Below are 24326 nucleotides of genomic sequence, written 5' to 3'. Positions count from 1 at the left end.
GCATGTTGACGCGCAAGCAACTGGAACTTCTGGATTTCATCAAGGGCCGGATGGACCGTGACGGGGTTCCGCCCTCGTTCGACGAGATGAAGGATGCGCTCGACTTGCGGTCGAAATCCGGCATCCACCGCCTTATCACGGCGCTGGAGGAGCGGGGCTTCATCCGCCGGCTTGCCCACCGCGCCCGGGCGCTGGAAATCATCAAGCTGCCCGAAGCGATGGAAAAGCCGGGCTTCACGCCGCGCGTCATCGCGGGCGACAGGACCGCTCCGCCGCGTGGCGCGATGCAGGTCGACACGGTTCATGCGCTGGAACTGCCGGTGATGGGCCGGATCGCCGCCGGTGTGCCGATCGAGGCGATTTCCGAGATTTCGCACCACGTCACCGTGCCGGGGTCGATGCTGTCGGGCAAGGGGCAGCACTACGCCCTTGAAGTCAAAGGCGATTCGATGATCGAGGCGGGGATCAACGATGGTGACATCGTGGTGATCCGCGAACAGTCCACCGCCGAAAACGGCGATATCGTCGTGGCCCTGGTTGAAGATCATGAGGCGACGCTGAAGCGGTTTCGCCGCCGCGGTGGCATGATCGCGCTGGAAGCGGCGAACCCTGCCTATGAGACGCGGGTGTTCCCGGACCATCTTGTCAAGGTGCAGGGCCGGCTTGTCGGGCTGATCCGCAGCTACTGACCGGACACGGCGACCAAGGCAGGCTGCAGCACGGGCAGGATGCCGTCGCGCGCGGCCTTTCCCGACCAGATCCGCGCCTTCGCCTTTGCCATCACGAAGCGCGGCCCTTCGGCGGTGGCGATCAGGGCCAGCGGCCCGGTTTCACGCAGCACCGTCTGGTCGATCAGGCGGCAGCCCTTGGGCACCATCTCTGCCTCAGCCGCCAGCACCACGACCGCCCCTTCGGCGCAGGCCGCGGGCAAACGGTCCAGCGCGCCTTTCCCCGTCAGTGAGATCATCTTGATCCCCGCCACCGAAAACCGCCGCTCGCCCTTGGTGCCGTCAAAACCCGGACGCGCCGCAGCCAGCTTCTGGTCGGCCAGATCGCCGTCATTCTCCAACCAGTTCTGCGCGGCAAAGCCCCCGCCCGAGGCGGCGGAAAGCGCGCGGCCTTCGTCGGACACCAACCCGATCAGCTTGCCGTCACCCGAAATCAGCAGCACCGGCCGGTCGCTTGCCGCCCAGAGACCGACTGCGGCCACAAGCGCCGCCACGCCCACCAGTTGCACCCGCCCGCGCCACAGGATCACCCAGATACCGCCAAGCGTGACCAGCGCCATCACGTAAGGCGCAGGCGAGGGTATCGCGGTCACCGCCCCTTCCAGCCCCGCGATCCAGTGTGCGATGAACAGAATCCAGCGCGCGCCCTGCTCCATCACCCAAAGTGGCAGGCTGGCAAGGCCAAGCGGTGCCACCAGCGCCGCCACCGCGCCCGCAGGCATCACCACCGCGCCCATCACCGGCACGGTCAAGAGGTTCGCCAGAAGCCCGTAATCGGTGAAGCGGTTGAAATGCGCAGCCGCGTAGGGCGCGGTCGCAAAGCCCGCGATCACCGAGGAGAAGACCAGCATGAAGGCCGGCAGGAGCCAGCGCGGCAGCCGTTCGCGCATCACCGCGCCGTCCAGCGCGGCGAACCCCGCGATCAGTGCCACGGTTGCAGCGAACGACATCTGGAACCCCGGTTCGGTCAGGCTTTCGGGCCGCGCCATCAGAAGGATCGTTGCCGCAATCGCCACCGTGCGCAGCGTCAGCGCGCGCCGGTCAAGCAGCACCGCGCCCAGCATCACCGAAACCATGATGAAGGCGCGCTCGGTCGCCACGTTGGCCCCCGAGAGTAGCAGGTAGAACAGCGCCACGCCAAGGCTGACCACCGCCGCGACCTTCTTGGTGTTCACCCGAAGCGCCACATAAGGCACCAGCGCCAACCCGTAACGGATCAGCGCAAAGACGAAACCCACGAGGAAGGCCATGTTCATCCCCGAGATCGCCAGCAGATGCGCCAGCGACGAATCCCTGAGTGCGGCGACGGTATCCTGCGTGATGGCCGAGCGGTCGCCTGTCATCGCGCCAGCGGCGAATGCGCCCGCCTGCCCCGGCATTTCGGCCAGCATTGCGGCGGTCAGATAGCTGCGCAGCCGGGCGATGACGGTATCGCCCGCCTCCGGTTCGGCCAGCAGAAGCACGGGCGTCCGGGTGTATCCAACAGCGCCCATCTGGTCGAAGAACGCCATGCGGCGGAAATCGAAGCCCCCCGGCTCCACCGGCCCGTCGGGGGCCGCCAGAAACCCGGTCAGCACCACAACCTGCCCCGGCGAGGGCTTCAGCCACGGCTGGTCGGCCTGCATCGACATCCGCACCTTCACCGGGGTTCGGGCGGGCGACACCTCGCGCAGCACCACCCGGTCCAGCGTCAGGCGCAAGGCATCGGTTTGCGAGCGGTCGATGCCGACGATGCGCCCCTGCACCGGGCCGTAATAGCGAAACTCCAACATCGGGGCGGCCACCAGATGCGCCCGCGCCCCCGCGGCCAGCCAACCCAGCGCGACGCATGCGACGGCGATGGTAACCGGATGCAAAAATTCGGGTCCGCGCAGGCGAAGCGCCAGCGACAGCGCACACAGCAGCGCCGCCAGCCCATAGGCTCCAACCCCTGGTTCCGCCGCTGCCGCAAACCATGCCGCGATGCCGATGCCGATGAAGACGGGTATCCACGGAAACAGCGACGCCCGCGCCTCCAACAGCGCCTGCAGCGGCCAGCCGAGCCTTTGGATCAGGGCCGCCACCTTGTTTCCCCTCGCGCGATTGCCTAAAGACGCGGGCAGTCTAGCCCCCACATGGTTTCCGAAAGGTTAACTCCCTATGGCCGAAGCGACCAACCCGGGTGTCGTCACCCGCTTTGCCCCCTCGCCGACCGGATACCTGCATATCGGGGGTGGGCGGACCGCGCTTTTCAACTGGCTTTATGCACGTGGACGCGGCGGCAAGTTCCTGCTGCGGATCGAGGATACCGACCGCGAGCGGTCCACCCCCGAGGCGACGGCGGCGATCCTCAAGGGCCTGACGTGGCTGGGCCTTGACTGGGACGGCGAAGTGGTCAGCCAGTTCGCCCGCAAGGACCGCCACGCCGAAGTTGCGCATCAGATGCTGGCGCGAGGAACGGCCTACAAGTGCTTCTCCACGCAGGAAGAAATCGCGGACTTCCGCGCGGCCGAGGAAGCCGCCGGGCGCTATCCGGTGTTTCTGTCGCCGTGGCGCGATGCCGACCCGGCGACCCACCCCGACGCGCCCTATTCTATCCGCATGCGAGCGCCCCGAACCGGCGAGACTGTGATCGAAGATCAGGTGCAGGGCCGCGTCATCATCAAGAACGAAACGCTTGACGACATGATCGTGCTGCGGTCGGACGGCACGCCTACCTACATGCTGGCCGTGGTGGTCGATGACCACGACATGGCGGTCACCCATGTCATTCGCGGCGACGATCACCTGAACAACGCGGCACGCCAGCAGATGGTTTACGACGCGATGGGCTGGACGGTGCCGGTCTGGGCGCATATCCCGCTGATCCACGGGCCGGACGGCAAGAAACTGTCGAAACGCCACGGCGCGACCGGGGTCGAGGAATATCAGGCGATGGGTTACCCCGCCGCCGGCATGCGCAACTACCTGACGCGGCTTGGCTGGGCGCATGGCGACGCCGAAATCTTCACCACCGAAGAGGCGCTGGCGATGTTCGACCTAAAGGGCATCGGCAAGGCTCCGGCGCGGCTGGACTTTAAGAAACTCGAAAACACTTGCGGGCATCATATCGCGATGATGGACAATGCCGCACTGCTGCATGAACTCGAAGGGTATCTTGCAGCGGCAGGTCGCCCGGGCTTGACCGACCGGCAGCGCGACCTGATGCTTAAGGCGATGCCTTCGGTCAAGGAACGTGCCAAGACCTTCCCGGAACTGCTTGATAAGGCTCAGTTTGCGCTAACGTCCCGGCCAGTGGCTCGCGATCCGCAGGCCGAGGCCGCGCTTGATACGGTATCCCGTGGTATACTGAAATCGTTGACGCCGCGCCTGCAAAATGCTAGCTGGACGAAAGAGGGATTGGAGCCCATCCTGACCGAGGCCGCAGCCGAAAACGGGATCGGGTTCGGCAAACTGGCCGCACCCTTGCGCGCGGCTTTGGCTGGAAGAACTGTTACACCCAGCGTCTATGACATGATGCTGGTCATTGGTCGGGACGAGACCATCGCAAGGCTCGAGGACGCATCGGCGTGATGCGCTGACCCCGGTCTTGAAGCCGCGCCTTCAGGGGTGCAGGATCACTGCTTGCGGCTGCCCCCTGCCACGGGGACAGTCGGCCACACCGGGGAAAAGACATGTCTGACAAAGTTGCCAAGCTGAGCCTGAACGGGAATACCTACGACCTGCCGGTGCATTCGCCCACGCTGGGGCCGGATGTCCTTGATATCCGAAAGCTTTACGGCGAAGCGGACGTGTTCACCTTCGACCCCGGCTTCACCTCCACCGCCGCTTGCGAAAGCGCCATCACCTTCATCGACGGTGACAAGGGTGAACTTCTGCACCGCGGCTATCCGATCGAACAGCTTGCGGAAAAGTCGAGCTATCTGGAGGTATGCTATCTGCTTTTGTACGGCGAACTGCCGACCGCGATGCAGCTCAAGGATTTCACGGCCCGGGTGACGAACCACACGATGGTGCATGAACAGATGCACTATTTCTTCCGTGGCTTCCGCCGCGACGCGCATCCGATGGCGACGATGGTCGGCGTGGTCGGCGCGATGGCCGCGTTCTACCATGACAGCACCGACATCAACGATCCGTGGCAGCGCGAGGTTGCGGCGATCCGGATGATCGCCAAGCTGCCGACGATTGCCGCGATGGCCTACAAATACTCGGTCGGCCAGCCGTTCGTGTACCCCAAGAACGCGCTCGATTACGCGGGCAACTTCCTGCACATGTGCTTTGCCGTTCCGGCCGAGGATTACGTCGTTAACCCCGTCCTTGCGAAAGCGATGGACCGGATCATGATGCTGCACGCCGATCACGAACAGAACGCCTCGACCTCGACCGTGCGTCTGGCGGGCTCGTCGGGGGCCAACCCGTTCGCCTGCATTGCTGCCGGCATCGCCTGCCTCTGGGGCCCGGCGCATGGCGGCGCCAACCAGGCCGCGCTGGAACAACTGCGCGAGATCGGCACCGTTGACCGCATCCCGGAGTTCATCAAGAAGGCCAAGGACAAATCATCCGGCGTCAAGCTGATGGGCTTTGGCCACCGCGTCTACAAGAACTTCGACCCGCGCGCGACGGTGATGAAGGAAAGCGCCGACGAGGTGCTTGAACTTCTGGGTGTCCACAACAACCCGACGCTGCAAGTGGCCAAGGAGTTGGAGCGGATTGCGCTGGAAGACGACTACTTCATCTCGAAGAAGCTCTATCCAAACGTCGATTTCTACTCCGGCATCATCCTCGATGCGATGGGCTTCCCGACCTCGATGTTCACGCCGATCTTCGCGATCAGCCGCACCGTGGGCTGGATCAGCCAGTGGAAAGAGATGATCGCGGAAAAGAACCAGAAGATCGGGCGCCCGCGCCAGCTTTATGTCGGCCCGCCGAAGCGCGACTACATCGACCTGCGCCACCGCTGAGCCTTTGGGTGGGCCTGACGGTCCACCCTACCCGCCCAGCGTCGCCACCTTGCCGTAGGTTTCCGGGCGGCGGTCGCGGAAAAGGCCCCAACTGCGGCGCATCTCGGCAATCCTGCCCAGATCGAAGGTTGCGGTCAGCACCTCTTCGGTGTCACGGCCTGCCTTTGCTACCAGTTGCCCGGTCTGGTCGGCGATGAAAGACGATCCGTAGAACGTCACTTCGCGCCCATCCGGTGCAACCTCGGTGCCGATGCGGTTTGAGGCAACGACCGGCATGATGTTTGCCGCCGCATGGCCACGCATCACGGTTTCCCAATGCGGCTGGCTGTCATAGCCCGGCTCTGGCGGTTCGGATCCGATGGCGGTGGGGTAAAGCAGCACCTCCGCCCCCATCAGCGCCATCGACCGCGCGCATTCCGGGAACCACTGGTCCCAGCAGATGCCGACGCCGATCCGCCCCGCCGCCGTGTCCCACACCTTGTAGCCGGTATCGCCGGGCGAGAAGTAGTATTTCTCCTCATACCCCGGCCCCTGCGGGATGTGGGTCTTGCGGTAGACGCCCAGCACATTGCCATCGGCATCGACCATCGCGACCGAATTGAAATGCGCTTGCCCCGCGCGTTCAAAGAACGATACCGGCATGACCACGCTCAACTCGCGGGCAAGGTCGGCAAAGCGGGCGATCAGCGGATGGCCGTCAGCGGGGGCGGCAAGGTCGAAATACTGCGGATGCTGTTCGATGCAGAAATAGGGTGCTGCGAACAACTCCTGCACCAAGACCATCCCCGCACCCTTGGCTGCTGCCTGCCGCACCAAAGCCTCGGCCCGGTCGGCGTTGGCGGGCAGATCCCACGAACAGGCGAACTGCGTGGCGGCAACCGTCAGCGTCATGCCCGCGCCTCCTCGATCCATGTCCAGATTCGGGTCGGCGTGAACGGCATCGCGACTTCGGTCACGCCCAACGGCGCCAGCGCATCACGAACCGCGTTCGAAATCGCGGCCAGCGCGCCTACGGTCCCTGCCTCGCCACAGCCCTTCATGCCCAAGGGGTTGCTGCGGGTTGGAATCCCGCGTTCGGCAAAGCGGATCATCGGCAAATCATCCGCACGCGGCATCCCGTAATCCATGAAGCTGCCGGTCACGACCTGCCCGCCCTCGTCCTGCACCAGCCATTCGGTCACGGCCTGCCCAAAGCCCTGCGCGATGCCGCCATGCACCTGACCTTCGACAAGGTTCGGGGCCACGAGCACGCCGAAATCGTCCATCACCGAATAGCGATCAATGGTCAGCCCGCCAGTTTCGGGGTCGATCTCCACCTCGGTGATATGCACGCCGTTCGGGAACGACCGCCCGTCAAGCTGGATGCGTTCTGACCGGTCGATCAGATCCTGCCGCCCCTTGGCGCGGGCCAGTGCCGCCGCCTCGGCCAGCGTCAGGCGCAGGTTGGTGCCGGGTGCGCCAAAGCGCAGGTCGTCGAAGCTGACACCGTCCACACCCCATTCCTCGGCCAGAAACGCCTCGAACCCAGCTACCATCGACAGCACGGTTGCCCGCGTGGCGGTGCCTTGCACCGTGACGGAACGCGAGCCGCCAGTGCCGCCACCCTTGGCGATGCGGTCGCTGTCGCCTTCGACGATACGGACCATCGCCTGATCAATCCCCGTCGCCTCGGCCACCATGCGGGAGAATACACTTTCGTGCCCCTGCCCGTTCGACTGGGTGCCGACATAAAGCGTGGCGCCGCCGTCCTCATCCAGCACCAGCCGGGCGATTTCGTGCGAATCGCCAAGGATCGCTTCGATGTAAGACGCAATGCCGAGGCCCCGCAGCCGCCCCGCGGCCTTCGACGCCGCCGCCCGCGCAGCGTAGCCCGCAATGTCGGCATGAGCGACGGCTGCATCGAGAATCCCCGCGAAATCGCCACCGTCGATGCTTTCGTCCGCCATCGTCATGTAGGGAAAGCTGCGGATCGCGTTCTTCTGGCGTAGGGTCACGGGGTCGACGCCCAGATGCCGCGCCGCTTCGTCCATCACCCGCTCGATGGTCAGGATCGCCTCGGGCCGCCCCGCACCGCGATAGGCGTCGATCGGAACCGAATTGGTGTAGACCCCGATCGCGGCAAGGCTGGCCACCGGCACGTCATAGATGCCCGTCAGCACCTTCGAGAATAACTCGGTCTGGATCGCCTGGCCAAACTGCGAATTGTAAGCGCCAAGGTTCGACACGAGGTTGACCCGGTAGCCGGTTATCTTGTGGCTGGCGTCAAATCCGATTTCCGCCTTGGCGACCAGATCGCGCCCGGCATTGTCGGTCAGCATCGCCTCGGCGCGGGTGGAGACCCATGCCACGGGGCGCTGAAGCGCGCGGGCGGCGGCGGCGATCACCACATATTCCGGGTAGGTCATCGCCTTCATGCCGAACCCGCCGCCGACATCGGGGTTGGTCACCCGCACCTGCGCGCGGGGAAGGTTCAGCATCCGGGAAAGTTCGTTGCGCTGGGTCCAGACGCCCTGCCCGTTGACACAAAGGTGCAAACGGCCCTCGCTCCATTCGGCAAACGCCGCGCGCGGCTCCATCGGGGCGGCGGTCACGCGGTTGTGGACGACCTCCACCTCCAGCACATGCGCGGATTTCGCAAAGGCCGCCGCAACGCTGGCCTCGTCACCGATGACATAGTCGAAGGCGAGGTTCTGCGGCGCTTCAGGGTGGATGGTCGGCTCTTCAGGCATCAAGCGAAGAGCAACCTCGTGTACGTTGATTTCAATAGAAATAAGGTCGATAGCGTCGCGCGCGGCCGCCAGCGTATCGGCCACCACCACCGCAATCGCCTCGCCCACAAAGCGCACCCGATCTTTCGCCAGCACGGGGCGCTCCGGTGCCGCGCCAAGCCCGCCGCCGCGCGTGTCGATCTGATCGCCCTTCATGCCAATCGTGACGCCCATCGCCTCCAGATCCGCCGCCGCCAGCACCAGATTCACACCCGGCACCTCGCGCGCGGCCGACAGGTCCAAGGCGGCGATTTCCCCGTGTGGATAGTCCGAGCGCAGGAACACAGCATGCAGCGCGCCCGCCGGGATCAGGTCGGCGACATAGCGGCCCTGCCCGGTCAGGAACCGGACATCCTCGCGCCGCTTCAACGGCTGCGCGGTTCCGAACTTCATCTGGCTTGCATTCATTTTCGGTCCTCCATCGCCGCAAACGTCAAGCGCCCGGCGGGGATTGTCCAGCCGGGCGCGTCGTTTTGCCGTAAGTTTCGTCGGATCAGAGCTTGAGGCCCAGAACCGTCGCCATCTGCAAGTCGCCAAAACCGTTGAAGCGGGTGTTCGTGACGGTGGAGTAAGACCCCATGCCGTGCCAGATCACATAGTCGCCCTCGGCGATGTCGGCGGGCAGCGGCAGTTCACCCGGCAGACGGTCGACCGAATCGCAGGTTGGCCCGAACACGATGCGCGGCTGCACCGGCCCGGTGCGCTTGACGCCATCGGCGGTCAGCACTTCCATCCGGTCGATCACGCCGATCATCGGCAGTTCGGTCAGCGTGCCGTAGACGCCGTCGTTCAGGAACACATGGGTTTCGTCACGCACCGCCTTGACCCGCGCGGCCAAGGAGAACGCATCGCCACACAGCGCCCGCCCCGGTTCGCAGACGAGCAGAGGCCGATCCGCGCCGAAGGCTTCGGTGGCAACCCGGTCGATCAGCTGGAAGGTGGTCTCGATCTGCGGCACCACGGCGTTCAAACGGTGGTTCGGGAAACCGCCACCGACGTTAAGCCGCGCGATGGTCACGCCGGCCTTTTGCGCGATCACCGCCGCCTCGCGGATGTAGAACTCCCACGCGGCCGGATCGGTGCATTGCGTGCCGGGGTGGAAGGTCAGCGACGGGATGAAGCCCGCAGCAGCCACATCGCGCAGCAACTCCACCGCCAGTTCCGAGGTCGCCCCGAACTTGGCGCCGAAGTTGTAGGCCGCACCCGCGACCGGCAGCTTGAAGCGCACCGAAATTTCGGTGCCATCGGCCGGCACCATCTCGATCAGCTTGGCCAGTTCCGATTTCGAATCAACGCTGTAGGATTTCACGCCGCGTTCAACCGCATAAGCGATCTCGTGGCGGGCGCGCACCGGGTTGTTGTAGTGGATCGCGGCATCCGGCGCCAAACGGCGGATCAGGTCAATCTCGAAGGGCGAGGCGCAGTCGTAGCCACGAATGCCTGCCGCTGCGAGGTTTTCGATCATCGCTTCGCCGGGGTTCGACTTGACCGCGTAGGTCACCATGCCGGGAAAGCCGTCAATGAAGCGCCGCGCGGCGGCCTGAGCCACCGAGGGCGCGAAAAACAGCACCGGATTGTCCGGCTGCTGGTTGCGCAGATATTCGGTCGGATTTGTCCAGATTGTCTTGGAGAGTCCCATCGGCTGTCCTTTCTGCCAATGAAGACGCTTCGCCCTAACCCCCGCGCAGCTGTGGGACCGGGCACCAGCGTGGTTTCAAGTGAACCAGGCCAGGTGCGTATGAGCCGCCCTTTACCTGCAATCGAGGATGCCGCATATGGTGGACAAACTCACCGAACAAAACTCTATAAATGCAGCGATACGTCGTTATAATGACGAAAAGGGTGGGCATATTGCATGGACGAGCTTGATCGCAACATTCTGGGGCTTCTGGGGGCCGATGCGCGGATGTCAGTGGCCACACTGTCGCGCCGGTTGAAGGTCGCGCGGTCCACCATTCAGGCCCGGCTGGAGCGGTTGGAGACCTCGGGCGTGATCGCGGGATATACGCTGAAGCTGGGCGAAGGTGCCCGCGAAGGACGGTTGCGCGCGTCGGTTCTGCTGACCATCGAACCCCGCGCGCAAGCCGCAGTGTTGACCCGCCTGAAGTCGATCGCCGAGGTGGAGCGGGTGTTCACCACCTCGGGCCGCTTCGATCTGTTGATGCAGATCGCCTGCCCGAACACGCAAGTGCTGGATCAGGTGCTTGACCAGATCGGTGCGATGACCGGGGTGAAAGGGTCGGAAAGCCTGATCCACCTGTCGACCAAGATCGACCGCGCGGTGTAATCAGGGCAGCGCCCGGCGGATCAACCCGGCCAGCATCGCATCGCGCGCCGCAGGCTCCATCGCCGCGATGCTTTGCAGCCTGCCCGACATCACCAGATCGGCCAGCCCGTGCGCCATAGCCCAGGCTGCCGCCACATCGGCTGCATCGCCCTTGGCCGCGTCCACCTGCGCCACCAGATGTCCATAGGATGCATTGCCCGCAGCCAGAAGGTCAGGGTCCGCCGATTTCGGGCGGGACGAGGAAAAGATCAATCGAAACAGCGCCGGGCGTTCCATCGCGAAATCGACGTAGCCCAGACCCGCCGCCACCAGTTGCGCCAAGGGGTCGGGGTCGGCCTTTGCCTCGCGCTGGTGCTGGCAGGCGAGAAAGCGGTGAAAGCCTTCGGTCGCCAGCGCAGTCAACAGCCCGTCGGCATCGCCGAAGTGGTGTGCCGGGGCGGCGTGGCTAACCCCTGCCCGTTTGGCGACCGACCGCAGCGAAAACCCTTCGATCCCGCGTTCGGCCAGTTCCGCTTCAGCCGCCGCCAAGAGCGCGGCGCGCAGATCGCCGTGGTGGTAGGGTTTGGCTTCGATCTTCATGCACCCTGTCTAGCAAGCCGACTTTCCAATGTCAAAATGATCTTGACAGTGGATAGATTTCGCCGCCATTATCCTGACAGTGTCAAGATATGAGGCCGCCATGACCCCCGATGCCCTCTTTCAACTTGCGAACCCCTTGGTCCTTGTCGGCTGGGGCGCGTTGCTCTTGTCGCCGTTGGCGCCCGTCTGGGCCGACCGGGTGGCAAGTTTGCTCATTCCGCTTCTCCTGTCTGTCGCCTACGCCGCGCTGGTCCTCAGTTTCTGGTCTGGCGCGCCCGGCGGTTTCGGCTCGCTGCCCGAGGTGATGGCGCTTTTCACCACCCCTGGCGTCGCGCTGGCGGGGTGGCTGCATTACCTCGCCTTCGATCTCTTCGTCGGTGCGTGGATCACCCGCACGGCGCGCGCCGAAGGCATCGCGCACGCCTTCGTCATCCCCTGCCTTGCGCTGACCTTCCTGTTCGGCCCGGCAGGGTTTCTTGCCTTTCACATCCTTCGCGCCACCCGCGCCCTGACCGAAAAGGTTCCCGCATGACCGCGCTTGCCCTCACCGCCTCGCCGTTCGACCGCATCCGTCAGGCCGCACCCCAACTGACCGCGATCACCGCGATCCTGATCCTCGCCGCAGCCCCCATCCTCATGGCGATGGCAGTCGATACGCGGCAGTTCCAGGGCGAAAGCATCTGGCTGAAGCCGCTGAAATTCCACATCGCACTTGCGATCTACACCGGGTCGCTGGCGGTCTATGCCCTCGCCCTGCCACAAGGGCGCCTTCTGGCCCGCAACTGGCGCATTTATCAGGCCATCGTCATCGCCGCCGTGGTGGCAGAGGTGCTCTGGATCGGCGGTGCCGCCGCGCTTGGCACGGGATCGCATTTCAACCTGACCGTTCCCGGCCTTTACGGCCTGATGGGGTTGGCTGCGGTCACACTTACCTCGCTCAGCATGGCGATGGGGGTGGTGTTCTGGAAGACCCGCGCCAACACGCTGCATCTGGGCTTGGCCCTTGGCCTGATCCTGACCTTCGTGCTGACGGTCGTGGTCGCCGGAACCATGTCGTCCGGCACGGGGCATCACATCGGCACCCCTCTGACCGGCGCGCGCTTGCCCGTGATGGGATGGTCGCGCGAGGTGGGCGATCTGCGCGTCGCGCATTTCCTTGCCACCCATGCGATGCACGCGGTCCCGCTCGCCGCGCTGACGGGATCGCGTGCTGCGGTCTGGGCCACGGCGGCGGTCTACACCGCGCTGACGCTTGGTACCTTTGCGCAGGCGCTGATGGGTCTGCCGTTGCATCCGCTTTGACCGGGGAACCTCCCGCCGCGCTGACAGTTTACCCGCCAACACTCTGACGGAAAGGACGGTCCCATGCCCTATATCGACGGCTTTCTGATCCCGGTCCGCAATCAGGACCGCGACCGCTACCGCGAGCACGAGCTGCAGTGGTGGCCGATGTTCAAAGGCTTTGGCGCGCTGACGCTGGTGGTCGGCTGGGGCGATGATGTGCCGGCCGGAACCCACACCGATTTCCGCCGCGCGGTCGATCTGCAACCCGATGAAACGGTGGTCTTTTCGTGGATCACCTGGCCCGACAAGGAAACCCGCGACCGCGCCCACGCCCGCATGATGGACGAGATGCCCGAGGTCGAGATGCCGTTCGACGGCAAGCGCATGGTCTACGGCGGTTTCGCCGCGCTGATCGACGAACGCTGACACGCGGCGGGTGATCCCGTTTGATCTGGCGCTTTTCCTTTGCCCCCGCGCGCGGTAGAACCCGCCCGACCGCAGAGGGACATGATCATGCCGATGGAAAAGACCTTCAACGCCGCCGAGGCCGAGGCCCGCCTTTACGCGATGTGGGAGAGCATGGGCGCCTTCAAGGCTGGCGCCAACGCCAGACCCGGCGCGCCGGCGTTCTCCGTGATGATCCCGCCGCCGAACGTGACCGGCGCGCTGCACATGGGCCACGCCTTCAACAACACGTTGCAGGACATCCTTACACGCTGGCACCGGATGCAGGGCCACGACACGCTCTGGCAGCCCGGCACCGACCACGCCGGCATCGCGACCCAGATGGTCACCGAACGCGAGATGGCGCAGAACGGCGAACCCAGCCGCCGCGAGATGGGCCGCGAGGCGTTTCTCGCCCGCGTGTGGGACCAGAAACGCAAATCCCGTGGCAACATCCGCGGTCAGCTGGAACGCCTCGGCGCCTCCTGCGACTGGTCGCGCGAGGCCTTCACCATGTCCGGCGCCCCCGGTGCCCCTGCGGGCGAGGACGGCAACTTCCATGACGCCGTGATCAAGGTGTTCGTCGACCTTTACGAAAAGGGCCTGATCTATCGCGGCAAGCGTCTGGTGAACTGGGACCCGCATTTCGAGACCGCGATCTCGGACCTCGAGGTCGAGAACATTGAGGTGGCGGGCCACATGTGGCACTTCAAATACCGCCTCGCGGGCGGTGAAACCTATGAATACATCGAGAAGGACGCCGAAGGTGCCGTCACCTTCCGCGAGATCCGCGACTACATCTCCATCGCCACCACGCGCCCCGAAACCATGCTTGGCGACGGTGCGGTGGCGGTTCACCCCTCGGATGATCGTTACAAACCCATCGTCGGCAAGATGGTCCACCTGCCCTTGTGCGACCGCCTGATCCCGATCATCACCGACGAATACCCCGACCCGACCTTCGGCTCGGGTGCGGTCAAGATCACCGGCGCGCATGATTTCAACGACTACGCGGTGGCCAAGCGCGGCAACATCCCCTGCTACCGCCTGATGGACAGCCGCGCCCAGATGCGCGCCGACGGTGCCCCCTATGCCGAGGCCGTGCTGCGCGCCCGCGAGATCGCCGCCGGCTCCCCCACGACCGAGGCCGAGGTCGACAGCCTGAACCTTGTGCCGGAAAAGTACCGCGGCCTCGACAGGCTCAAGGCGCGCGAACTGGTCGTCGCAGACATCACCGCCCAAGGCCTCGCCGTGACCACGCTCGTCAAGGAAACCGATCCCGAGACCGGGTCGGAACACCTGCGCCTTGAGCCGGTGGTCGAGGCGAAGAAGATCATGCAGCCGTTCGGCGACCGTTCACGCGTGGTGATCGAGCCGATGCTGACCGACCAGTGGTTCGTTGACACCGCCAAGATCGTCGAACCCGCACTGGATGCAGTGCGCTCAGGCCGCACGAAAATCATCCCGCCCTCGGGCGAAAAGACCTATTACCACTGGCTGGAGAATATCGAGCCGTGGTGCATCAGCCGCCAGCTTTGGTGGGGGCATCAGATTCCGGTCTGGTATGGCCTGAACCTTTACACCGAAGGCTTCACCGACGACGAAGGCGACGATGCGCTCGACAACGTCGAACTTCTCCGCGTCCTTGGCGATGGCGGCTATGTCGACCGCGACGCCCGCTTCCATTGCGCAGCCGACCTTGCCAGCGTGGCCGAACGCTTCCGCGACGATCTGGCCAGCCTGCCGCACCCCCTGAACACCGCCCGCATCGTCGAAGTGGCCGACCGCCACGCCGCCGTCGAGGCTCTTGCGGCCTCGCTCGCCGACTACGCGGTCACGCAAGACCCGACGCGCCTTGCCTACCCGGTCTGGCGCGACCCCGATGTGCTCGACACCTGGTTCTCCTCCGGCCTCTGGCCGATCGGCACGCTCGGTTGGCCCGAACAGACCCCGGAACTTGACCGCTATTTCCCGACCTCGGTCCTCGTCACCGGGCAAGACATCCTGTTCTTCTGGGTCGCCCGGATGATGATGATGCAGTTGGCCGTGGTGAACGAGGTGCCCTTCCACACCGTCTACCTGCACGGCCTCGTCCGCGACGCCAAGGGCAAGAAGATGTCGAAATCCCTCGGCAACGTCATCGACCCCCTTGAGATCATCGACGAATACGGCGCCGATGCGCTGCGGTTTGCCAATGCCGCGATGGCAAGCCTCGGTGGTGTGCTCAAACTCGACACCAGTCGCATCGCCGGCTATCGCAACTTCGGGACGAAACTCTGGAACGCCTGCCGCTTTGCCGAGATGAACGGCGTCTGGGAAGGCCACGCCACCGGCCCTGCCCCCACGCCAAAGGCGACCGTCAACCAGTGGATCATCGGCGAAGCCGCCCGCACGCTGCATGAGGTGAACGCGGCGCTGAACGATTACCGCTTCGATCAGGCCGCCGATGCGCTTTACAAGTTCGTCTGGGGCAAGGTCTGCGACTGGTATGTCGAATTCGCCAAGCCGCTGTTCGACGGGCCCGAAGCCGCCGAGACGCGGGCGACGATGGCTTGGGTCCTCGACCAGTCGATGATCCTGCTGCAACCCTTCATGCCCTTCATCACCGAAGAGCTGTGGCAGACCACCGGCACCCGGGCCAAGCCGCTCGTTCACACCGATTGGCCCGCCTACGGCCTTGATCTCATTGACGCCAAGGCCGATGCCGAAATGAACTGGGTCACCACCCTGATCGACGAAATCCGCTCCGCCCGCGCCCAGATGCACGTGCCGGTCGGCCTGAAACTCGACATGGTCGCCACCACGCTCGACGATGCCGCCCGCGCCGCCTGGGGCCGGAACGAGGCGCTGATCAAGCGCCTCGCCCGGATCGAGGCGCTGACCGAAGGCCCCGCCCCGAAAGGCGCGATCTCGGTCGCGGTCGAGGGGGCGGCCTTCGCCATCCCCCTCGCCGGCATTATCGACATCGCCGAGGAAAAGGCCCGCCTGACCAAGGCTGCGGACAAGCTGGCAAAGGAGATCGGTGGCCTGAAGGGGCGTCTCAACAACCCGAACTTCGCCAAATCCGCCCCCGAGGATGTGGTCGAGGAAGCCCGCTCCAACCTTGAGGCACGCGAAGACGAGGCCGCCAAACTGCAAGCCGCGCTCACCCGCCTCGCCGACTTGGGCTGATTTCATCTGTCCGCAAATATCCCGCGGGGGGTTCAAGGGGGGCGCGAAGCCCCCCTTTTCCATCGCCAGCGCCGGACCGGCGCTCTGCCGCCAAGACCCGCCCGCACGGCGCCACTACCGCCTTCGGTCGTGGGAAACCCTTGCCAATTCCTTAAGGTTCAAACTCGAAATAACACGAAATCAATCTCTTGGCCGAATGTCCCACCGTGGGACACCCCCCTTGCGGGCTGGCGAATTCCCCCGCAAACTCGCGTCCATGACCCGCTTTCTCACCCCCCTCGCCGACGCCCTTCCCTCCACCGTTCCCTTCACCGGACCGGAAACCTTGGAACGCCGTCAAGGCCACCCGTTCCGCGCTCGCCTCGGGGCCAACGAATCCCTCTTCGGCCCCTCGCCCGCGGCCATCAGGGCGATGCAGGACGCCGCCGTTGAGGCCTGGAAGTACGGCGACCCGGAAAACCACGACCTGAAGACCGCCCTCGCGGCCCACCACGGCATCAGCACCGCCAACCTCGCCGTCGGCCCCGGCATCGACGGCCTCCTCGGCCTGGTCTGCCGCCTCACGCTCGCGCCCGAAACGCCGGTCGTCACCTCGCTCGGCGCCTACCCGACGTTCAATTTCCACGTCGCAGGCTACGGCGGCGCCCTTACCCGCGTGCCCTACCGGGGCGACTTCGAAGATCCCGACGCGCTTCTCGCGGCCGCCCGCCAGACCGGCGCGCGGCTGCTCTATCTGGCAAACCCCGACAACCCGATGGGCAGCCACCACCCGGCTTCGGTGATCGAGGACCTGATCGCCAACCTGCCGTCCGAGACCCTGCTCCTTCTCGACGAGGCCTATGCCGACCTCGCGCCCGCAGGCACCATCCCCGACATTCCCGCCGACCATCCGCAGGTGATCCGGCTGCGGACCTTTTCCAAAGGCTACGGGCTTGCCGGCGCGCGGGTGGGTTATGCGATCACCAATCCCGAGCTTGCGGTCGCATTCGACAAGGTCCGCGACCATTTCGGCATGACCCGGCTGTCGCAGGCCGGTGCGCTGGCCGCGCTGCAGGATCAGGCGTGGCTTGCAAAGGTTCAGGCCGAGGTCGTCGCCGCCCGCGGGCGCGTGACCCGGATCGCCGCTGCCAACGGGCTTGCCGCCCTGCCCTCGGCCACCAATTTCGTGACCATCGACTGCGGCCGTGACGGCGATTACGCCCGCCACCTGCTGGCCGAGATCAGCCAGCGGGGCGTGTTCATCCGGATGCCAGGCGTCGCACCGCTTGACCGCTGCATCCGCGTCAGCCTTGGCGATGAGGCGGCGATGGACGTGTTCGAGGCTGTTCTGCCCGAGGCGCTGAAAGTGGTCGGCTGATCACTCGGCCGCAACGCCCTTGGCTGGCCCAACCGCTGGCGCGGGGCCAACCGGAGTTTCAACCGGTCCAAGCTTGGGGCCAGCTGCCGCCGGTTCGGGGTTGAAGAGCCGCATCGCTGGCTTTTCCGGCAGATCATCGCCCAAAGCGCGCAGCGGGCGGCGGAACACGAGCACATTCTGGAAGGTGGTCTTGGTGCCGGTAAAGCCTGCCCGTTCATCGCAAGGCAAGGCATCGGCGCGAACGTAGTCCCAGCCTTCGGCACCAAGCTGGTTCATCAGGTTCGACAGGGCAAACGCGAACCGCTCCTCCGTCGTCTTGACGCCGCGCGCCTTTTCGCCACGCCGTGGGGCTGGCACCACATGATACTCGAACCGCTGCATTCTACCCTCCGACGTCCTCAGACTTGATGAACGACCCTAAAGCAGCCCGGTTCCCGCCGCATGATGCATTAGCCGCATCGGCAACGGGTTGCCGAGCGGGCTTTACAGGCCAAGCTTTGCCGCGACCAGTGCGTTCACGGCTGCCGGGTTGGCCTTGCCGCCGGTCGACTTGATCACTTGGCCCACGAACCAGCCGGCCAGCTTGGGGTTGGCCTTGGCTTTTTCCACCTGCTCGGGGTTCGCGGCGATGATCTCGTCGACCGCCTTTTCGATGGCGCCGGTGTCGGTCACCTGCTTCATGCCGCGCGCGGCGGCGACGTCGGCGGGGACGCCGCCTTCGGTCCAGATGATTTCGAAAAGATCCTTGGCCATCTTGCCGGAAATCTCGCCCGAGGCGATCAGGTCCAGGACGCCGCCGAGTTGCGCGGCTGAAACCGGGCTGTCGATGATCGCGCGGCCTTCCTTGTTCAGGCGACCGAAAAGCTCGTTGATCACCCAGTTCGCTGCCTGTTTGCCATCGCGGCCCTTGGCGACGGACTCGAAGAAACCGGCACTTTCGAGGTCGGCGGTCAGCACGTTCGCGTCGTAATCGGTCAGGCCGAAATCCGACATGAAGCGTGATTTCTTGGCATCCGGCAGTTCCGGCATGGTTGCTGCGATGTGGTCGACCCAGGTCTGCTCGATTTCGAGGGGCAGAAGGTCGGGGTCGGGGAAGTAGCGGTAATCATGCGCCTCTTCCTTGGACCGCATCGAGCGCGTCTCGTTGCGGTCGGGGTCATAGAGGCGGGTTTCCTGCACGATGCTGCCGCCGTCTTCCAGAATGGCGATCTGGCGGCGCGCCTCAAAGTCGATGGCCAGTTGAATGAAGCGCATCGAGTTCATGTTCTTGATTTCGCAGCGTGTGCCGAGGTGGCTGAAATCCTGCGTGGCCTGATATTTCTCGTACTGGCCGGGACGGCAGACGGACACGTTGACGTCAGCGCGCAGGTTGCCGTTCTGCATGTTGCCGTCGCAGGTGCCAAGGTAGCGCAGGATCTGGCGCAGTTTGGTAACGTATGCGGCGGCTTCTTCGGGGCCGCGGAGGTCGGGGCGGCTGACGATTTCCATCAGCGCCACGCCGGTGCGGTTGAAATCGACGAAGGAAAGGTTCGGGTCCATGTCGTGGATCGACTTGCCCGCGTCCTGTTCAAGGTGGATGCGTTCGATCCGCACCAGCCGCGCCACGCCGGGAGAAAGTTCAACAAGCACCTCGCCCTCGCCGACGATGGGATGGTAAAGCTGGCTGATCTGGTAGCCCTGCGGCAGATCGGGGTAGAAGTAGTTCTTGCGGTCGAAGGCCGAGGTCAGGTGGATCTGCGCCTTCAGGCCAAGACCGGTGCGGACCGCCTGTTCGACGCAGAACTCGTTGATAACCGGCAGCATTCCCGGCATCGCGGCGTCGACGAAGGCAACATTGGAGTTCGGCTCGGCGCCAAAGCTGGTCGAGGCGCCGGAGAATAGCTTGGCGTTGGAAGACACCTGCGCGTGGATCTCCATCCCGATGACGAGTTCCCAGTCGTGCTTGGCCCCCGCGATGACGCGGGGCTTGGGGGCGGTATGGGCGAGGTCGAGCATCATGCCTCCGGACGGCGGTTTCCGCTGCCGGGTTTAGGGCCGTGCGGGCCGTTGGGCAAGGGGCGACGGGGCAGACGCCTGTCGAGACACCTGTCTGGCAGGCGTCTGACAGGCGTCTGGCAAACGTATGGCAGCTGTCAGGCGACGGCGCGGTCTTCGGGCATGATGGCGGCAAGGCCGGTGCCACGCACCCCGATCCGCGCACCGCGCAGGATCGCGGGTCCGAAGATCTGGTTGATGGCGAAGACCACCCCGGTGGCACCATCGCGCCATGCGGAGAGGTGGATTTCGGTCAGGCGGTTCCACAACAGGTCCGACAGCGCGGCCCGCGTCAGACCCAACTCGTAGGATTTCGACGCGCCGTCGATGGCAAAGCCCTCCATCAATTCGACCATGATGTTGGCCACAAGGTTCGCGCGGTACTGGCACCCGGTTGCTGCCTGGAAGTCTGCAAGGCCCGACAGAAACTGGATGACGTCCATGCCCGGCGGGAAATCGCCGAGGATTTCGGCGGCGGCCATGTAGAACACGGCATAGGCGGCATTGCCGGTCTGCGCGGCGGTCATGCTGGCTGCCTGTTTTGCCTCGCGGTCGAAATTGGCAAGCGTTCCGAACCAGTGGGGCAACAGGTGCTGGGCGTGGATTGCGTGGATGTCGGCATCCGTCGGATCGAGATCGCACCAGTCTTCGTACCAGTCGCGGCAAAGCGTCCGGCCGCCTTCGATGCCGCGCACCAGTTGGTAACGCGTGGCGGCAAGGATCGGCGACATCTCTTCGATCGGGTCGAACAGCGACACCACGTCTTCGGCGCGCGCGACATGGGCGGTCGTTTCCTTCCACAAGTCGCGGGAAAGGGTGGCGCCCGTCGACACCAGACGTTTGGCCCAGGCCAGATCCAGATGCGCCTGCGCCAGAAGATGGGCTGCGGCGTAATCGTCGGGGTGGGTTTCAAAGACGGTCTCAAAGCGGGCAATCTCGGCTTCGGCCGCTGGCCAATCCTTGAGGTCGATCGCGGTTGCCAAGGCCGAGCGTGCGCCGCGGCTGATCAGGGTGGCGACGCGTTTGCCACCGGTGGCTGCGGCGCGCGACTGATCGGCGAAGCGCAGGCAATCAAGCAAGTCGGACCATTGGCCGGTTTCAGCCATTGCCGCGTGATCGGCCCGGATGCAGTGCCATTCGGTGACCTCGGGGGCCATCTTCAGCATCTTAAGATCGAGACGTTCCAGGACCATGTCGGCGGGCAGCGCCTCACGCGGCATGTCTGCGAAATTTTCGGGGAGGCCGAACGTGGCGGCGATATTCTGCTGAAGCCCGGGACCCCGGGTTTCCACGACTGGGAGCGGCTGTGTAATCACCATTGCGGAACCTTTTAAAACTAGTGGCAAACTGAGTGCCAAATTGGCCGCTAATCGGGGCGTAAAGATGGTAACGACAGGGATTTCGAGTGTCAGACCAACGGAAAATCGCTGGCTTTACATCCTGGGGTTGAGTGCGACGATCGCACTATCGGCATGCGTGTTCCCGGCAGATGCGGAGCGGTCTGGCACCAAACCCGATTCGCCGCCTATGGGTTGGGATCACCGGCCCGAGGCGGCAAGCTGGACCTCGGCCACTTTGCTGGCGGTGTCGTCAAAAGATGCAGATCTGGCGCAGGGTGTGCCGGATGACATCGCAGCATGGTGTCCGGGCTACGCAAGCGCGTCACTGGACGAACGGCGGATGTTCTGGGCGGGCCTTTTGTCGAAAGTGGCGAAGTATGAAAGTTCGTGGAACCCGGCCGCGGCAGGCGGCGGCGGGCTATATATCGGATTGATGCAGATTTCGCCGCGCACCGCGGGGAATTACGGTTGTGAGGCGACCTCGGCGAAAGCGTTAAAGGATGGCGCGGCAAACCTGCAATGCGCGGTAACCATATTGTCCCAGCAAGTTGCTCGTGACGGCGTCGTGGCCGGACAAGGCAACCGTGGCGCAGGGCGTGACTGGATGCCCTTCCGCGACCGGGCCAAGCGGGCCGAGATCGCAGGCTGGACCAAGTCGCAACCCTATTGCAGCGAAGGGGTGGCCTCTGTGGCCCTTACCCGGTCGCCGCGCAGCTGAGGCGCTGGCGGAGACGCCTTACGCGGCTCCCAGCATCCGTTCGATCATTTCTTGCAGGTCACGGCTAAGCTTCGGCGCGGCAAGGATGCGTTGCAGTTCGGCCTTGGCAATCTGTTGACGCGTGGTGTCGTAGCGGTGCCACGTCTCGAACGCGGTCGAGACACGGGCCGCGGTTTGCGGGTTGAGCGGGTCCAGCCGCAGCAGCCAGTCGGCAACCAGCCGGTAGGATGCACCCGACAGGTGGTGAAATCCGGCATGGTTGGCCGACAGCGCCCCGATCACCGAGCGGAAGCGGTTGGGGTTCTTCCAGTCGAAAGCGGCGGTGTCGGTCAGGGTTGCCGTCACGCGGGCCGCATCGGCGGGCGCGGCGTGGGCGATCTGCAGCGAGAACCATTTGTCCATCACGTTGCGGTCGGCGGACCAGCGCGCCTGAAACAGGTCAAGCTGCGCCGCGCCCTTGCCCACATCGAGCAAGGCCGAAAGCGCGCCGATCTCTTCGGTCATGTTGTTGGCCTTGGCGTAGGCCGCCTCGGCCGCCGCCCCGCCATCGAGACGCGACAGAAGGCCGAGTGCTGCCACCCGCAAGGCGCGGCGACCGGCGGCCTTTGCGTCCGGGGTGAAGGGGCCCACGTCGGCCAGATCGTCGATCAGGCGGGGCAGCCGCGGACCAAGCCGGGCGGCAAGCGCGTCGCCCATCTTGCGCCGCGCGGCGTGGATGCGGTCGGGGTCCGGCACATGGCCCGCGCCGTGCAGGGTCTGGGCCATGTCGTCTTCGCCCGGCAGCCGCAGGGCAAGCGCGCGGTAGGCAGGATCTAGAGTGTCGTCCAGAGCCAGATGTGCCAGCGCATCGAGCCAATCGGCGGCAGGCTCTGCTGCATCGGTCACCATCCGGCGCATCACATCCTTGGCAAGCGCGCGACCCGCTTCCCAGCGGTTGAAGGGGTCGGTGTCGTGGGCCAGAAGGAAGGCCCGTTCGGCGGCTGGGGTGTCACGGTCGAGGACGACAGCCGCTGAAAAGCCACGCAGGATCGACGGTATCGGATGGGCGGCCAGCCCCTCGAAGCGGAAGCTCTGTCGGGCCTCGGTCATTTCGAGAACGGTTGTCGGCACCACCTCGTCGCCGTTGGGGTTGAGAAGGCCCACGGCGATGGGCAGCACCTTGGGGTGCTTTTCCGGCTGGCCGGGCGTGGCCGGGTTTTCCTGTTCGAAGGTCAGGGTGTAGACGCCATCGGCGAAATGGTCGGTGACGTGCAACTTGGGAGTTCCGGCCTCGGTATACCAGTATTTGAACTGGGAAAGGTCGCGGCCCGTGGCATCTTCGAACACCTTCAGCCAGTCTTCTATGGTGGCCGCGTCGCCATCGTGGCGGTCGAAGTAAAGGTCGAGCGCGCGGGTGTAGGCGTCATCGCCCACAAGGCGCTTCAACATGCCGATGACCTCGGCGCCCTTTTCGTAGACCGTGGCGGTGTAGAAGTTGTTGATCTCGACGAAACTGTCGGGCCGCACCGGGTGAGCCAAGGGCCCGGCATCTTCGCGGAACTGGCGGGCGCGCAGGGTCATCACATCTTCGATCCGGCGGACTGCGGCGGAGCGCATGTCGCCGGAAAACTGCTGGTCGCGGAAAACGGTGAGGCCTTCCTTGAGACAAAGCTGGAACCAGTCGCGGCAGGTGATGCGGTTACCGGTCCAGTTGTGGAAGTATTCGTGCGCGATGATCGCCTCGATCCGGGCGAAATCTTCATCCGTGGCGGTTTCGGGGCTGGCGAGGACGTAGCGGGAGTTGAAGATGTTCAGCCCTTTGTTTTCCATCGCACCCATGTTGAAATCGTCGACCGCGACGATGTTGAAGACGTTCAGGTCGTATTCGCGGCCATAGACCTCTTCGTCCCAGCGCATCGAGCGGATCAGGCTGTCCATCGCATAGGCGCAGCGGTCTTCGTCACCGCGCCGGACCCAGATGTTCAGCACAACCTCGCGCCCGGACTTGGTCGTGTATTTCGCGGAGTGTGACACCAGATCGCCGGCTACCAGCGCGAAAAGGTAGGACGGTTTGGGCCAAGGATCGCTCCATACCGCCGAGGCCTTGCCGCGCCGGACCGGGTTGCCGTTGGATAGCAGGATCGGCAGCTTGCTTTCGATGCGCACCTTGAAGCGCGACATCACGTCGGGGCGATCGGGGTAGAAGGTGATGCGGCGAAAACCCTCGGCCTCGCATTGGGTGCAATACATGCCGCGCGACATGTAAAGCCCGGTCAGGGCGGTGTTCGCCTCGGGGGCGATTTCCACCACGGTTTCGAGGATGAAGGGGCGCTTTGGCAAAAGTCGCGCTGCCAGCGTCAGGCCGGTCGGGCTGAGCTTTGGGGCAACATCGACGCCGTCCACGGTGCAGGACAGGAGCCGCAAGCCCTCGCCATCCAGTTTCAGGGCGTGGTGGCCCGGCCGGGCCGGGTTGGGAGCCAAGGCGAGGCGGGCCTTAACCTTGGTGGCGGAGGGCGACAGGGTGAACGTGAGATCCACCTTCTGGATGAGGTGGGTAAAGGGCTGGTAATCCGCAAGGCGAACGGTTTGCGGGGTGGTTTGGGTCATGTGGTCCTGCCGGTCGGGAACATTGCGCGTGTGGTCAGGTTACCTGTGCGGGAGCGCCACGACAACGGCTGACCCGGTTTTCCCTTC

General features: G+C 64.8%; 19 protein-coding genes. 10 read left to right on the top strand and 9 right to left on the bottom strand.

The features are described from left to right. Window positions 1-2 precede the first annotated feature (2 nt). Complete coding sequence (gene lexA, locus ACROUL_RS10180; protein WP_431299379.1) at window positions 3-689, top strand: transcriptional repressor LexA; 687 nt, start codon at window positions 3-5, stop codon at window positions 687-689. On the opposite strand, the gene ACROUL_RS10175 is transcribed toward lexA, so the two are convergent. Then, window positions 683-2791 carry a ComEC/Rec2 family competence protein gene (locus tag ACROUL_RS10175; protein ID WP_431299378.1) on the bottom strand — a complete coding sequence of 703 codons (2109 nt, stop codon included), beginning with the start codon at window positions 2789-2791 and terminating at the stop codon, window positions 683-685. The genes lexA and ACROUL_RS10175 overlap by 7 nt on opposite strands. Window positions 2792-2867: 76 nt before the next feature. Between ACROUL_RS10175 and gltX the strand changes: the two genes are divergently transcribed. Continuing rightward, window positions 2868-4280 carry a glutamate--tRNA ligase gene (gene gltX / locus ACROUL_RS10170; protein ID WP_431299377.1) on the top strand — a complete coding sequence of 471 codons (1413 nt, stop codon included), beginning with the start codon at window positions 2868-2870 and terminating at the stop codon, window positions 4278-4280. A 101-nt stretch (window positions 4281-4381) separates the two neighbouring features. After that, on the top strand, window positions 4382-5671 hold the full coding sequence (gene gltA / locus ACROUL_RS10165) for a citrate synthase (RefSeq protein ID WP_431299376.1): 1290 nt from the start codon (window positions 4382-4384) through the stop codon (window positions 5669-5671). Window positions 5672-5698: 27 nt separating this feature from the next. Here the strand turns inward: gltA and aguB are convergent, their stop codons facing one another. The 3 genes from aguB to ACROUL_RS10150 all read right to left on the bottom strand — a co-directional run bounded on the left by aguB (window position 5699) and on the right by ACROUL_RS10150 (window position 10078). Then, complete coding sequence (aguB, locus tag ACROUL_RS10160) at window positions 5699-6562, bottom strand: N-carbamoylputrescine amidase (protein ID WP_431299375.1); 864 nt, start codon at window positions 6560-6562, stop codon at window positions 5699-5701. Next, on the bottom strand, window positions 6559-8847 hold the full coding sequence (locus ACROUL_RS10155; RefSeq protein WP_431299374.1) for a xanthine dehydrogenase family protein molybdopterin-binding subunit: 2289 nt from the start codon (window positions 8845-8847) through the stop codon (window positions 6559-6561). The genes aguB and ACROUL_RS10155 overlap by 4 nt, the downstream gene beginning before the upstream one ends. Window positions 8848-8932: 85 nt before the next feature. Beyond that, window positions 8933-10078: a type III PLP-dependent enzyme gene (locus tag ACROUL_RS10150; protein ID WP_431299373.1), complete on the bottom strand. Its 1146-nt coding sequence runs from the start codon at window positions 10076-10078 to the stop codon at window positions 8933-8935. Between the two features lie 216 nt (window positions 10079-10294). Between ACROUL_RS10150 and ACROUL_RS10145 the strand changes: the two genes are divergently transcribed. Then, entirely contained in the window at window positions 10295-10726 is a 432-nt protein-coding gene (locus ACROUL_RS10145) for an Lrp/AsnC family transcriptional regulator (RefSeq protein ID WP_305569772.1), read from the top strand. On the opposite strand, the gene ACROUL_RS10140 is transcribed toward ACROUL_RS10145, so the two are convergent. Further along, window positions 10727-11305 carry a TetR/AcrR family transcriptional regulator gene (locus tag ACROUL_RS10140; protein WP_431299372.1) on the bottom strand — a complete coding sequence of 193 codons (579 nt, stop codon included), beginning with the start codon at window positions 11303-11305 and terminating at the stop codon, window positions 10727-10729. Window positions 11306-11405: 100 nt separating this feature from the next. Here ACROUL_RS10140 and ACROUL_RS10135 point away from each other — a divergent pair, with 100 nt between their 5' ends. From ACROUL_RS10135 to ACROUL_RS10115, 5 genes are all read left to right on the top strand, one after another. Then, complete coding sequence (locus ACROUL_RS10135; RefSeq protein WP_431299371.1) at window positions 11406-11837, top strand: ABA4-like family protein; 432 nt, start codon at window positions 11406-11408, stop codon at window positions 11835-11837. Beyond that, a complete protein-coding gene (locus ACROUL_RS10130) occupies window positions 11834-12607 on the top strand; it encodes a hypothetical protein (protein WP_431299370.1) in 774 nt (257 codons plus the stop codon). The genes ACROUL_RS10135 and ACROUL_RS10130 overlap by 4 nt, the downstream gene beginning before the upstream one ends. A gap of 63 nt (window positions 12608-12670) precedes the next feature. Continuing rightward, window positions 12671-13015 carry a DUF1428 domain-containing protein gene (locus ACROUL_RS10125; RefSeq protein WP_431299369.1) on the top strand — a complete coding sequence of 115 codons (345 nt, stop codon included), beginning with the start codon at window positions 12671-12673 and terminating at the stop codon, window positions 13013-13015. Window positions 13016-13102: 87 nt separating this feature from the next. Continuing rightward, window positions 13103-16204: a valine--tRNA ligase gene (locus ACROUL_RS10120; protein ID WP_431301277.1), complete on the top strand. Its 3102-nt coding sequence runs from the start codon at window positions 13103-13105 to the stop codon at window positions 16202-16204. A 256-nt stretch (window positions 16205-16460) separates the two neighbouring features. Beyond that, window positions 16461-17561 carry a pyridoxal phosphate-dependent aminotransferase gene (locus ACROUL_RS10115; RefSeq protein WP_431299368.1) on the top strand — a complete coding sequence of 367 codons (1101 nt, stop codon included), beginning with the start codon at window positions 16461-16463 and terminating at the stop codon, window positions 17559-17561. Here ACROUL_RS10115 and ACROUL_RS10110 read toward each other — a convergent pair whose 3' ends face one another. From ACROUL_RS10110 to ACROUL_RS10100, 3 genes are all read right to left on the bottom strand, one after another. Further along, on the bottom strand, window positions 17562-17942 hold the full coding sequence (locus ACROUL_RS10110; RefSeq protein WP_431299367.1) for a DUF4177 domain-containing protein: 381 nt from the start codon (window positions 17940-17942) through the stop codon (window positions 17562-17564). A gap of 102 nt (window positions 17943-18044) precedes the next feature. Next, on the bottom strand, window positions 18045-19556 hold the full coding sequence (gatB, locus tag ACROUL_RS10105) for an Asp-tRNA(Asn)/Glu-tRNA(Gln) amidotransferase subunit GatB (protein WP_431299366.1): 1512 nt from the start codon (window positions 19554-19556) through the stop codon (window positions 18045-18047). Between the two features lie 137 nt (window positions 19557-19693). Then, a complete protein-coding gene (locus ACROUL_RS10100; RefSeq protein ID WP_431299365.1) occupies window positions 19694-20914 on the bottom strand; it encodes a hypothetical protein in 1221 nt (406 codons plus the stop codon). 64 nt (window positions 20915-20978) lie between these two features. Between ACROUL_RS10100 and ACROUL_RS10095 the strand changes: the two genes are divergently transcribed. Continuing rightward, complete coding sequence (locus tag ACROUL_RS10095; RefSeq protein WP_431299364.1) at window positions 20979-21653, top strand: lytic transglycosylase domain-containing protein; 675 nt, start codon at window positions 20979-20981, stop codon at window positions 21651-21653. A gap of 18 nt (window positions 21654-21671) precedes the next feature. Here the strand turns inward: ACROUL_RS10095 and pepN are convergent, their stop codons facing one another. Next, the gene (gene pepN, locus ACROUL_RS10090; RefSeq protein ID WP_431299363.1) at window positions 21672-24239 is read right to left on the bottom strand and encodes an aminopeptidase N; all 2568 of its coding nucleotides are present in this window, start codon (window positions 24237-24239) and stop codon (window positions 21672-21674) included. Window positions 24240-24326: the final 87 nt, after the last annotated feature.

The sequence above is a fragment of the Tabrizicola sp. BL-A-41-H6 genome (assembly GCF_050632395.1).
In the GTDB taxonomy this organism is placed as follows: Bacteria; Pseudomonadota; Alphaproteobacteria; order Rhodobacterales; family Rhodobacteraceae; genus JAUYQR01.
This window is presented reverse-complemented; position numbering and strand designations above follow the sequence as displayed.